Genomic DNA, 11,363 nt, shown 5'->3' with positions numbered 1-11,363 from the left:
TAATATTATTTTTTAACATATGCTTGACCAATTTTTTCAAACTTATTTGCCCAAGGACCAAGGATAGTTTCGTGCATACCGAGCAATAAACATCCTTTAGGGTAAAGGTTTGAACTGAAAAGTTCAAAAACCTTATTCTGTAGGCTATAGTTAAAGTAAATAATTACATTCCTACATAAAATTAAATCAAATTTTGCAAAAAACAGATTTCCATCCCTTACTAAATCGTGTTTACGGAAAATAGGTTTGTCTGTTAGGAACTTCTTTATGGTTATAGTATCCTTTAGTTTATCAATGTCAAAATATTTTTCGTAAGGAACCTCATTATATTCTTCGAAGTTCAACGGGTTTTGTTTAATTACTTTATCAAAATTATCTAGGTAACCTATATTAAATCGATATTTATAAACCCCTCGCTTCGAGGTGTCTAAAACATCTGTATTTATATCTGTTGCAAATATTTTAGCTCTATCAAGCATATCCATTTCATTTAGCAAAATCATCATCGAGTACACCTCCTGACCAGTTGAACAGCCTGCATGCCAGATGTTAATGGTCTTATTGTTTTTAAATCGAGGGAGCACCCGAGAACGGAGTAGATGCCATACTGGGGGATCACGAAATAGTTCCGTTGTATTTACAGTAATCTCTTTAACTATTTTTTCAGCAAAGCAATTATCTAACTTGATATTAGTAATTAAACCCGAAAGGTCTAAGTTAAAATCGGTTAGAACTTTTAGAAGACGTCGTTTTAATGATTTATCCGAATACTCGGTAAAATCATATTTAGTTACGTTTTTAAGAGCCGTTACAAAGTATTGAAGATCCTGATCTGTTACCACCATATCAAAAGCCTGAGATTTTATCAGGTTACCAACGCCTGATTCAATACTATTTGTTTATAAACACTTAGTAATTAAAGCAAAAAAATAAAATTCAGCAAAGCTTTAACTTGCTAAAAATATAAATACTTTGCAAATCTGCAAAAGTCTTATGGATTTTTATTTTAAATCGTTATCCTTTTAACGATAATTTAAATTTAACCCGGATCTACTGACTATCTAATTTTTAAGTTTAAATTCAATAGATATTGGATTATGATCAGAGTTTTTAAAATTAAGATTGAATGTTTTGTTGTGAATTAACTCAATATTTGGAGATAGAAGAAAAAGATCAATTATTGATGAATACGTTTTTCCTGGGAAAAAAGGTTCATTTAAATAACGATTTGTTGGCTGTTTGGGGTCATCAATAAACCTCCAATCGCTTGGCATAAAATCATTGCTGATGTTGGTGAGTTTAAAGAATTCTACCTTAAAATTTTCCCCAAATGTATTAAGTTTGAAGTCTGGAGGACACTGATTCCAATCCCCTCCAACAACAACGTAATTGCCCTTGGAGTACTCATTTAGAATGTAATCACGAAGAAAAACCATTTCTTGCTTTTTCAGGCTACCATCATCAAATGCTGACATGTGAGAGTTGATAAGTATAAATTCTTTTCCGTTTTTGGTAGGGTATCGATTTACCAGCATACAGCGTCTTAGGTTGAATAACCTTGTAGGCCATCCAAATTTGCCAGGGTAAGCATATCGTGTAGATTTTTTAGGGAGATATTTGCTTAAGCTTAAAATACCTGAGTTTACCTGTCCCATTGGTGAGGTTGGAGGAATGGGCACAAACTTTACAACATAGTTAGGGGCAAGTGCAGCATTGTATCCGATTTTACCAACAATAGTATCCAATTCGTTAATAAAATAGCTTCGCTTGGAGTAATAGTCAACCTCCTGAATTAGAAAAAAATTGTTTGATTTATTGATCGATAAGAATTTAATTATAGAATCAAGGTTTTCTTTTGTCCTGTCATATGTGTCTCGAACCTTTTTCCCGCTATCATAGAAAAAATCCATATTATCGCCTAAACCCGCATAACCTATATTCCACGAAAGAATTTTTAAAGTGGAGTCACACCGAATAGTGTCAGGTTTGGAATTTTCTTCAATTAGGAGTTCTTGTTTTGGATTGTAGTAAGTAAGTGTTGAATAGGTAATGAATAATGCTAAAAGGAGAATAACAGTAAGCAACATAAGACCTATAAACCTTAATGTTTTCATACTCAAACTAGTTTTGCTAAAGTTATGAAACTTCCTTAAACCGACAAGATCATTTAACCTTTGGAAGGTAATTTTTTATATATATCTTTGACTGGAAATACAAAAAAGGTTATGAGGTTTGGAGTAGTTGTTTTCCCAGGATCTAATTGCGATCGAGACACCATTTATGTTTTGAAGAATATTCTTGAGCAAGATGTTGTCGAACTGTGGCATAAAGACACCGATATTCAAAATGTCGATGTAATCATTCTTCCTGGTGGATTTTCTTATGGAGATTACCTTCGTTCGGGAGCTTTGGCTCGTTTTTCTCCAATAATGCAAAAGGTGGTTGAGTTTGCCAATAACGGAGGTTATGTTTTTGGAATCTGCAATGGTTTCCAAATTCTATGCGAGGCAGGTTTACTACCAGGCGCTCTTCTTCATAATAATCATAGGAAATTTTCTTGTAAAAATGTTTTTCTAGTTCCCGATAGCAAAACTTCACCACTTACAATTTACCTTCCAAGAAATAGAGCTTTAAAGATACCGATTGCTCATGGAGAAGGGCGATATTATGCAGACAGGGAAACTATTGCAGAGATGCGTCTGCATGGTCAAATCATGTTCCGATACAGCAATGAACATGGTAATATTTCTGAAGCAGATAATCCTAATGGATCACTTGAGAATATTGCTGGTATTTGCAATCGGGATATGAATGTATTTGGGATGATGCCACATCCTGAACGTGCCTCTGATGATGAATTGGGGAACACAGACGGCAAATTAATTTTTGAATCCCTTATTAAATATATTAAAGAAAAAGAATAACATCTTTAATGATTTCTGGCATCCAGTAGCACGTTTGGATGTTCTAGTGGTTTTTCGGCAATTCTTAGGATTTTCATTGCAACTGAATCAGTTGTTGCTAGTTGTCCATTCTTTTTATACCCAATAAACTTTTCTAAATGCGGAAAATCTGTTGGTTTGGAATCCCTTACCTGTTGTTGCATGTTGGTATCTACAATGCCAGGTGCAATGGAGAAGATTTTAATTTTGTCTGTTTCATATCCATTCTCAGCCTGAAGTACTTGTGAAAACATGTCAATTGCCGCTTTTGATGCGCAGTATGGAGCCCATGATTCAATTGGATGCCTTCCAGCACCTGAACTAATATTGATAATTACAATAGAAACACTAAGGTCTTTATAAGTTTGAATGAATTTATTAGATAAAAGAACTGGACAAATCGTATTCAAGTTAAACACCTTTACTATCGATTCATTTGTTTGATTCCCGATTGATTTTATCTCACCAATTACTCCTGCGTTATTGATAAGAACCACCTTAAAAGCAACAGGGTGTTTTTCAAATTTCAGGCTATTAACCTCATTAATATTACTTAAATCGACCGAAGTATGTTTGTAATTTTCATGTTCAATGCTACAAGTTCTAGAAAATCCATATACAATTGAGTTTTCGATTTGTAAAGCTTGTTCTGCGATGGCTTTTCCAATTCCTACGCTAGTCCCTGTGATATAATAGATTGTCATTTTATAGAAAATTAAATGTGTTCTGATTTAATCTCTGGCGATATTTTTTTAACAAATTTTTCTTTAATCCAGCGTGGGAAAATAATTGCTCCAATCAGCAAATAGGGATAGTAGCTTATCATCCTCCAGAGTAATGCCATGGCTATTACTACAGACCCAAGCATCAATGGTTCTACAGGGATAAACTCTCCAAGGTATCGGGTGAAAATATATTCTGCAAATCCACTACCGCCAGGTGTAGGACTTATCAGCATTATTATCCACATAGCCAGCTGACGAGCAAATATTAGCATGTGATCACCTACGGCAAAAAATGATAAAAGCAAAGCATTTACAACGCAATACCTTGATGTCCAAGAAATAAATGTTGTTCCGAATGCTTTTGCCCAGAAACTAAATGGTTTTTTTCTGTATTCTATTGAACTATAGATAATATCAGTACCCGCTCTATTTGCACCATGTTTCCAACGACGCAGAAGTGGAAGTTTGAAAATAAGCATTAATAGCCATTTTAGTCCACGAGGATTTACGAAAAGCCCATAAGTGAGCAAAACAACCCAAACAAATTTTACAATATATCCTATTAGGCAGAAAAGGAATAGGTCTTCGGAGAATTTAACCACTCCGCCAGTAGTTATTCCTAAACCAAAGAGTGCTGTTGGTGAGACAATCAAAAGAACGATTGGAAAAAAAAGGATAAAGTAAAGTTCATCGAGAAATGATGTAATCATAACAACAGCCGAACTTCTACCCACACTAATTCCTTCTTTATTCACGTAAAGTGTGGCTACGGCTGTTCCTCCAACTGCCGATGGGGTGATTGCTGATGTAAATTCCCATAGCATTATTACTCGGAATGATTGTCTAAGGCTGAGTTTGTTTTCAGTAAGAACCCTTAAGCGAAGTATATAACCAAAATCCCGAAAACCCATAAATCCAATAGCAACAATTAACCAAAAAACCGACCATTTGGTAAAAGTTATTACATCAAATGCTTTAGGATTAAATTCTTTATAAAAGAAATACCCGACAACTCCTAATCCAATGATAATAGGGTATATAGCACTTCGTATTTTTATTCGGGTTAAAGGACTTTCTCCAATATCGGCTTTAATTTTATGCATTTTTCAAATTGTTGGCTAACAAAAATAGAAATAATATGTTTGAGAAAGGTTATTAAATCAATTTGTGTGTAAACTATTTGTGATAATATGAGTCCAAATTTTTTTTAAATACTTTTGTAATCTGTTCTGTAAAGGCTCTATTAAAATATGTTCAAAGATAAAATTGTTAAAGCCCACCTTTCTATTATAGGTGCAAATATTTTTTTTGGTATTAACTATGCAGTGGCAAAAGGCATAATGCCGAACTACCTTAAACCAAATGGCTTTACATTACTTAGGATTATTATTGCGTTTCCATTATACTTTTTACTTTCCAGTTTTATAAAAAAGGAAAAAATACAGAGAAAGGACTATCCCCGTTTTATTGCTGCAGGTTTACTTGGTGTTGCTTTTAACCAATTTATATTTTTGAATGGTTTAAATTTTACATCACCCATTGACTCATCAATCATTGTAACAATTAATCCAATACTTGTAATGATAATAGCATCAATGGCAATCAGAGAGAAAATAACTTTCACAAGAATTTTTGGGTTGATATTAGGAGCAAGTGGTGCTTTGCTAGTTATACTTAATCGTGGGGTAATCAGTTTTAGTTCAGAACACTTCTTAGGAAATGTGATGATTTTTTTAAGTACTCTTTCATATGCCGGTTACCTGATTGTTGCAAAACCGCTTATGCAAAGATATGATCCAATAACAGTGATGAAAGGTGTTTTCTTTGTTGGCTTTCTGTTTGTTGCGCCTTTTGGCTATAGTGAATTACTCGATACTAGTTGGTCTACTATACCAGCATCTATATGGGGTTCAATTCTATTCGTACTCCTTGGTTCAACATTTTTAGCCTACTTGCTAATGAGTTGGGGTTTACGAAATGTAAGAGCCACTACTGTTAGTATATATAACTATTCACAGCCCGTGTTGGCATCTTTTGTAGCAGTTCTAGTTGGACAAGACATTATTGATGCACCTAAAATAGTAGCTGTTGTCCTCGTTTTTGTTGGAGTTTACCTTGTAAGTAGGCCTTCTTTTAAGGGTAATCCTTCCGCCTAGTATCAAATTATTTGGTTACATCTTATTAAACAGAGTTTTATAACATGGATACTTTGTGGCATGATGATGATTTTGAATTTACCTTTGCAGCATTAAAAAATAATATATGAAGATTAATGAGTATCCGACGCATAGGCTTGTTAAGAGTGAGGATTTAAACCACCACGGAACGCTTTATGCTGGAAGAAGTGCAGAATGGTTTGTTGAGTCGGGTTTTGTTTCGGCATCATCATTAATAAATCCCCGATATATTATATGCCTTAAAATACATGGTATGTATTTTAGCAGTCCGGTTAAACCAGGCGAATGCATTTGTTACACAAGCAAAATTGTTTATGCTGGAAAAACCAGTCTTACTTCTTACGTTAAAGTTACTCGTGTCAACAATCCTAGTTCTATAATTGTTGATGGTTTTATCTCCTTTGTTCATGTAGATGATAATACAAAGCCTCGTGCTCATGGTATTATTATTGAACCTGAATCCGAGGAGGACATCCGTTTGAATAAAGAGGCAGCAGAACTTAGGCGATAGTTAAAGTACATTAGAAGCAGATATCATTATAACAAGCAGGTTTTCCTGCTTGTTATTTATAAATTTTGCTCTACTGTTTGCATCAATTTACTGGAGAAGTAGAAAATAACAGCCATTGTAGACATCATCAAAATACCACAAATGAAAGAGGTTAGGATGGTTGAAGTTGATGATAACCCAGAATCAATGCAGGCCAAACCGCTCCATCCGAGGCTTGTAAAAAAGCCAATAAAATTTCTGAAATTGATTAATTGAAATGAGATTTTCTCTTTATCATCACAGGCGGCATTTTTTGATGTATCAAGTACTTCTGTATCTGCCTTTGTTTTAAGAAGAGATGTTCCGAGTTGAATAATAAATATGATAGAAGCAGGAATTGCAATCATCCAATAGATTTTGGTAAAGGCTGATAACCCTTCCCACCACGCACCAAAACTAAGTATTTCCATTTATTGGGTTTTAGTTTTGGTGAAGATATGAAGAATTTAATTTTTATATTAAGGATCTTTATAAAAAACTTTTTTAAGGCTATAGCACAATTAATTACTCTTTTTCCCCCAAGCTCTAAGCTGGCACATGCAACTCCCGGTGAGCCTTTGTTTATTATCAACAACCATTGGTAGGCCATCCTTTTCCCAATCGGTAATTCCACCAGCAAGGTTGGCTATAATTGTAAAGCCATTGTCAATTAGAAAAATAACAACCTCCTTACTACGAAGTCCAACAGCATCTGCAACAATTATAGGTCGATTTTTTGGAAGCCTATCAAAATAGTTCGATATCTCCTGATGATGGCAGTGCAGATATTCCGGAACGTCAAAAGACTTGTAGGATGCCATAATCTCAAGTCGCACATCAAGCAGAATTGCTCCTTTAAGGCAAAGTTGATATGCTTCCTTTGGCGATAGGTGGGTGATTCCGTTTATTATGTTGCCAAAATCTTTAAAAAAAGAATCCATTTTGGTTGATTAGAATTTAAGCGAAGTTAAAATTTTATCAGAAATTTATTTAGCTCCAAACTTAAATTCCCAACCTTTCAATTAATTATTTTCTGCAGCAGCATCCCCCAGATCCACATGAACCACTTGGCATCAATTCCTCTTTACTGCTTTTTAAAGGTCGATATTCATCGCAATCCTCTCCATTACAAGGGCATGTTGCGGTAAACTTGCTACAAGGTCCATAAATTGGATCGTTCCAATCAACTCTCATTCCTTCGGCTTCAAATTTTTGGTTACAGGTCTTACACAAAAAGGTCTTCATAAATTTCATATTTTATTTAACGAAACAAAAATAGTAGTAAAAGGTTTATTTTAAAAAGAATCAACTGTATCCTGCTTCGAAAAGCCAAAGTACATTGAACTTTTAATAGAATAAAGAGTTTAATATAGAGGAAAGGCAATATCGTTAATATGAATACATGGAATGATTTGAAATACAAAGAGGTACTTGTTGTTGACAATAAAAATTTAGCAAAAGATGCCTACATATTGACATTTAAGCGAACCTTTAATTTTGTAGCAGGTCAGGTTGTTGGGCTTGGTATTAACACTCTAATAGAACCAAGACTTTATAGCATTGCCAGTGGCGAGAATGATGATTATGTTGAAATTCTCTATACTGAAAAAGCGGATGGTAAACTTACGCCAATGCTTTCACTTTTAAAAAAGGGAGATAAGATTTTAGTTTCATCTCCATTTGGCAGTTTTACTGAAAACAATGATTCTCCGATTTTAATTGCAACAGGAACAGGAATTGCTCCTTTTATATCGATGCTTAAATCAGGGAAAGGAAGGGCTGCAACGTTAATACATGGTGTTAGTTTCCCAGATTATTTTTACTATGCAGATTATTTAGAAAAAGAACTTGGTGACAGATATATTAGATGCTGTTCAAAATTCTACTCAACTGATTACTTTAATGGCCGGGTTACCCAATACATTCAGGAACATCAAGTTGATCCTAATAAAAAGTATTACCTTTGCGGTGTTGCTGAAATGGTAGTAGATACAAGGGATATACTAATTTCAAAAGGGATTCCCTATAGAAATATTTTAGCAGAGATTTACTTTTAAACATGAGCCATGAAACATGATCTCAAGGGTAAAAAACAACTATATGGTTTAACATTTAGCGAAATAACTCAAATCGTAAAAGATGAAGGATTCCCTGCTTTTACTGCAAAACAAATTGCTGATTGGCTCTACAAAAAGGAGATCTCAAGCATTTCGGAGATGACAAATCTGTCGCTGAAAATTCGTGAACAGCTATCCGAAAAGTATGAATTTGGATTAACACCATTCACAAAGGTTGATGTTTCCTCTGATGGAACAAAAAAATATCTTTTCACAACCTCAAACAATAAATTTGTTGAAGCAGCATATATTCCCGAAACCGAAAGAGCAACCCTTTGTGTCTCAACGCAGGCAGGTTGTAAAATGGGATGCCTCTTCTGTATGACTGGAAAACAGGGATTTCAAGGCAATCTTTCTACGAATGAAATACTAAATCAATTTAGGAGCATTCCTGAGTTTCAGACAATCTCAAACCTTGTATATATGGGTATGGGAGAACCGTTTGATAATCTTGATAATGTTTTGTCGAGCCTTGAGATTCTGACCTCGGAATGGGGTTATGCTTGGAGTCCCAAAAGAATTACCGTTTCGTCAATCGGAATAATTCCTGCTATGATTACATTTTTGGAGAAGAGTAATTGTAATTTGGCTATAAGTTTACACAACCCATTTGATGATGAGAGACGCCAACTTATGCCTATTCAAAATGTTTATCCTATTCAAGAGGTAATTGCAGAAATTAAAAGGGCTGATCTTGGAAGACAGCAACGAATATCATTTGAATATATCATGTTCGATGGGGTTAACGATACCGATAAGCATGTTAAGGCATTGGTAAAACTACTAAGCGGATTGAAATGTAGAATTAACCTTATTCGATTCCATTCCATACCACTAACCCCTTTGAAAGGTACTCCTGATGAGAGGATCATGGAATTCAGGAATGCATTAACCACTAAAGGTGTTTTTACAACAATTCGAGCATCAAGAGGCCAGGATATTCAAGCTGCATGTGGGTTGTTGTCAACAAAAGAGATGGGTAAGAATAATAGTTAATCTAAAATTAGTACTTTCGCTTTTAACAAATACTCTAAGGAAAATGAGAACACTTAATATTCTAATTGGCTTTTTTCTATTGTTTAACAGCCATGCTCAAGCACAAAAAAGCAATATTTCAGATTATAATAATCAGTTCGCTTTCGATTTCTTCAAAAAGGTTTCAGGAAATGGGACAGGAAATGTTTTTTTCTCCCCAATTAGCATTAGTACAGCAATGGGCATGACTTATGTTGGGGCAAACGGGGAAACACAAAATCAGATTTCTAAGGTATTTCATTTTCCTACGAACAGTAGCAAATTTCATAGGCAGCAGGGAAGTATACTCAAATTGTTAAGTTCAAAGGCAGATTCCATAAAGTTAAGCATGGTAAATACCATATGGCTTGAAAAGACATACACCATAAAAAAAGCGTTTGATAAAACATTAAAGGATGAATATCGTGCCTCTTTGGAAAGAGCAGACTTTATAAATAAATATGAAGATAGTCGGATTTTAATAAACAATAATATATCAAAAGCAACATCCGACAGGATTAAAGACCTTCTTCCTATTAATTCATTAAATACCCTAACAAGATTGGTATTAACCAATGCGGTTTATTTTAAAGCAAACTGGAAAACGAAATTTCAAAAGGAAAGAACAGGCGATGCTAAATTTTATGTTACTCCTCAAAAGTCCATTAAATGCAAAATGATTGGCCTTAAAAGTAAGTTTGATTATTTTGAGGATGATAAAGTTCAGGCTATAGAACTGCCTTATTCTGGCAACAATTTTTCGATGCTGATAATTCTTCCACAGCAAGACCAAAATGTAGACGTATTAATAAAGGGTATAAATCAGGATTATTTGAATAGTATTATTAATGGGTTGACAGAACAAAGCATTTCTATATCAATCCCAAAATATAAACTATCAACAGGTTATCAATTAAAGCTAGTACTCTCAGATATGGGAATGCCACAACCCTTCTCTGATGATGCAGATTTCTCGAAGATGAGTTCAGGAAACGATCTGAAAATTTCTAATGTTTTTCATAAAGCATTTATCGAGGTGAATGAAGAAGGCACTGAAGCAACTGCTGCAACAGCAGTTGTTATTGCAATGAAATCTATTGGTATTGAACGAACTTTTATTGTAAATCGACCTTATGTTTTTTTAATTAGAGAAAAAACCTCAGGTTTAATACTATTTATGGGTAGGATAAACGATCCCACAAAAAGTGAGTAGTGAGCAAGCATGTTATAAACCTAATTAAACAGGGTGAGCATCAAACGCTCGATTTTAAGCACTCTATAACCGATTCGAAAAAGATTGCCCGAGCAATGGCCGCCTTTGCAAATACCGATGGTGGAATTCTTCTTATTGGTGTTAAGGATAATGGTGCCATTGTAGGCATCGATTCCGAAGAGGAGTACTATATGATTGAGGCTGCAGCCCAGATGTACTGTAAACCTGAAATACCTTTTAGTATTGCAAAATGGACAGTTAACGGTAAGACCATTCTTGAGGTTGTCATAAAACCTAGCAAAAAGAAACCTCATAAGGCTCCTGATAAAAATGGAGACTTCAAAGCATTTGTGAGGTTCAGAGATGAAAACTTAGTTGCCACTCACATTCAACTTAAGATTTGGAAGGCAGAGAGACACAGACAATCATTAAGGCTGACACTTTCCGAGAAAGAAAAAGTACTCCTTGATCATTTTAAGGTAAACCCTAAAATTACTGCTGGTCAGTTCAGCAGAATTGCATTTATTTCAAGAATAGATGCAGAAAACACTCTCGTCAATTTAACCGTACTTGGTTTAATTCTACATATTACAACCCAAGACGAAGAGTATTTTCAATTAAAAAAGGAAATCTAAATTTTACCCTT

14 protein-coding genes are annotated in these 11,363 nt (G+C 34.5%); 7 read left to right on the top strand and 7 right to left on the bottom strand.

Going from position 1 to position 11,363, the window contains the following annotated elements:
- Positions 1 to 5: 5 nt before the first annotated feature.
- Positions 6 to 845 carry a protein-glutamate O-methyltransferase CheR gene (locus HOO91_09525; protein ID NOU17785.1) on the bottom strand — a complete coding sequence of 280 codons (840 nt, stop codon included), beginning with the start codon at positions 843 to 845 and terminating at the stop codon, positions 6 to 8.
- Between the two features lie 216 nt (positions 846 to 1,061).
- Positions 1,062 to 2,114, bottom strand: coding sequence for an endonuclease/exonuclease/phosphatase family protein (locus HOO91_09520; protein ID NOU17784.1), 1,053 nt, complete (start codon positions 2,112 to 2,114; stop codon positions 1,062 to 1,064).
- 111 nt (positions 2,115 to 2,225) lie between these two features.
- Between HOO91_09520 and purQ the strand changes: the two genes are divergently transcribed.
- A complete protein-coding gene (gene purQ, locus HOO91_09515; GenBank protein NOU17783.1) occupies positions 2,226 to 2,924 on the top strand; it encodes a phosphoribosylformylglycinamidine synthase subunit PurQ in 699 nt (232 codons plus the stop codon).
- A gap of 5 nt (positions 2,925 to 2,929) precedes the next feature.
- Here the strand turns inward: purQ and HOO91_09510 are convergent, their stop codons facing one another.
- Together HOO91_09510 and HOO91_09505 are read right to left on the bottom strand one after the other, a co-directional pair.
- Entirely contained in the window at positions 2,930 to 3,646 is a 717-nt protein-coding gene (locus HOO91_09510) for an SDR family NAD(P)-dependent oxidoreductase (protein ID NOU17782.1), read from the bottom strand.
- An 11-nt stretch (positions 3,647 to 3,657) separates the two neighbouring features.
- Positions 3,658 to 4,770, bottom strand: a complete 1,113-nt coding sequence (locus HOO91_09505; GenBank protein ID NOU17781.1) for a flippase-like domain-containing protein — start codon at positions 4,768 to 4,770, stop codon at positions 3,658 to 3,660.
- A gap of 147 nt (positions 4,771 to 4,917) precedes the next feature.
- Between HOO91_09505 and HOO91_09500 the strand changes: the two genes are divergently transcribed.
- Positions 4,918 to 5,823 (top strand): DMT family transporter, encoded by a 906-nt coding sequence (locus tag HOO91_09500; GenBank protein ID NOU17780.1) that lies wholly within the window; start codon positions 4,918 to 4,920, stop codon positions 5,821 to 5,823.
- A gap of 106 nt (positions 5,824 to 5,929) precedes the next feature.
- Complete coding sequence (locus HOO91_09495; GenBank protein ID NOU17779.1) at positions 5,930 to 6,355, top strand: acyl-CoA thioesterase; 426 nt, start codon at positions 5,930 to 5,932, stop codon at positions 6,353 to 6,355.
- Positions 6,356 to 6,411: 56 nt separating this feature from the next.
- Here HOO91_09495 and HOO91_09490 read toward each other — a convergent pair whose 3' ends face one another.
- From HOO91_09490 to HOO91_09480, 3 genes are all read right to left on the bottom strand, one after another.
- A complete protein-coding gene (locus HOO91_09490; GenBank protein ID NOU17778.1) occupies positions 6,412 to 6,804 on the bottom strand; it encodes a hypothetical protein in 393 nt (130 codons plus the stop codon).
- Between the two features lie 90 nt (positions 6,805 to 6,894).
- Positions 6,895 to 7,314: a rhodanese-like domain-containing protein gene (locus HOO91_09485; protein NOU17777.1), complete on the bottom strand. Its 420-nt coding sequence runs from the start codon at positions 7,312 to 7,314 to the stop codon at positions 6,895 to 6,897.
- Between the two features lie 85 nt (positions 7,315 to 7,399).
- The gene (locus HOO91_09480) at positions 7,400 to 7,618 is read right to left on the bottom strand and encodes a hypothetical protein (protein NOU17776.1); all 219 of its coding nucleotides are present in this window, start codon (positions 7,616 to 7,618) and stop codon (positions 7,400 to 7,402) included.
- A 149-nt stretch (positions 7,619 to 7,767) separates the two neighbouring features.
- Between HOO91_09480 and HOO91_09475 the strand changes: the two genes are divergently transcribed.
- The 4 genes from HOO91_09475 to HOO91_09460 are packed head-to-tail and all read left to right on the top strand — an operon-like array spanning position 7,768 to position 11,352.
- Positions 7,768 to 8,430, top strand: coding sequence for an oxidoreductase (locus HOO91_09475; protein NOU17775.1), 663 nt, complete (start codon positions 7,768 to 7,770; stop codon positions 8,428 to 8,430).
- Positions 8,431 to 8,439: 9 nt separating this feature from the next.
- The gene (gene rlmN, locus HOO91_09470) at positions 8,440 to 9,486 is read left to right on the top strand and encodes a 23S rRNA (adenine(2503)-C(2))-methyltransferase RlmN (GenBank protein ID NOU17774.1); all 1,047 of its coding nucleotides are present in this window, start codon (positions 8,440 to 8,442) and stop codon (positions 9,484 to 9,486) included.
- Positions 9,487 to 9,529: 43 nt separating this feature from the next.
- Positions 9,530 to 10,717, top strand: coding sequence for a serpin family protein (locus HOO91_09465; protein ID NOU17773.1), 1,188 nt, complete (start codon positions 9,530 to 9,532; stop codon positions 10,715 to 10,717).
- Positions 10,717 to 11,352, top strand: coding sequence for an ATP-binding protein (locus tag HOO91_09460; protein NOU17772.1), 636 nt, complete (start codon positions 10,717 to 10,719; stop codon positions 11,350 to 11,352). Before HOO91_09465 ends, HOO91_09460 begins: the two co-directional genes overlap by 1 nt.
- Positions 11,353 to 11,363: the final 11 nt, after the last annotated feature.

It is taken from the genome of Bacteroidales bacterium, assembly GCA_013141385.1.
Taxonomy (GTDB): domain Bacteria; phylum Bacteroidota; class Bacteroidia; order Bacteroidales; family Tenuifilaceae; genus UBA8529.
The sequence above is the reverse complement of the archived record's forward strand: the minus strand, read 5'-3'. Positions and strand labels throughout refer to the sequence as shown.

Coding starts and splice junctions, on each gene's coding strand:
- HOO91_09480 (NOU17776.1), bottom strand. CDS start 7,618: ATGAAGACCTTTTTGTGTAAGACCTGTAACCAAAAATTTGAAGCCGAA.
- HOO91_09495 (NOU17779.1), top strand. CDS start 5,930: ATGAAGATTAATGAGTATCCGACGCATAGGCTTGTTAAGAGTGAGGAT.
- rlmN (NOU17774.1), top strand. CDS start 8,440: ATGAAACATGATCTCAAGGGTAAAAAACAACTATATGGTTTAACATTT.
- HOO91_09500 (NOU17780.1), top strand. CDS start 4,918: ATGTTCAAAGATAAAATTGTTAAAGCCCACCTTTCTATTATAGGTGCA.
- purQ (NOU17783.1), top strand. CDS start 2,226: ATGAGGTTTGGAGTAGTTGTTTTCCCAGGATCTAATTGCGATCGAGAC.
- HOO91_09485 (NOU17777.1), bottom strand. CDS start 7,314: ATGGATTCTTTTTTTAAAGATTTTGGCAACATAATAAACGGAATCACC.
- HOO91_09505 (NOU17781.1), bottom strand. CDS start 4,770: ATGCATAAAATTAAAGCCGATATTGGAGAAAGTCCTTTAACCCGAATA.
- HOO91_09510 (NOU17782.1), bottom strand. CDS start 3,646: ATGACAATCTATTATATCACAGGGACTAGCGTAGGAATTGGAAAAGCC.
- HOO91_09475 (NOU17775.1), top strand. CDS start 7,768: ATGAATACATGGAATGATTTGAAATACAAAGAGGTACTTGTTGTTGAC.
- HOO91_09490 (NOU17778.1), bottom strand. CDS start 6,804: ATGGAAATACTTAGTTTTGGTGCGTGGTGGGAAGGGTTATCAGCCTTT.
- HOO91_09525 (NOU17785.1), bottom strand. CDS start 845: ATGGTGGTAACAGATCAGGATCTTCAATACTTTGTAACGGCTCTTAAA.
- HOO91_09520 (NOU17784.1), bottom strand. CDS start 2,114: ATGAAAACATTAAGGTTTATAGGTCTTATGTTGCTTACTGTTATTCTC.
- HOO91_09465 (NOU17773.1), top strand. CDS start 9,530: ATGAGAACACTTAATATTCTAATTGGCTTTTTTCTATTGTTTAACAGC.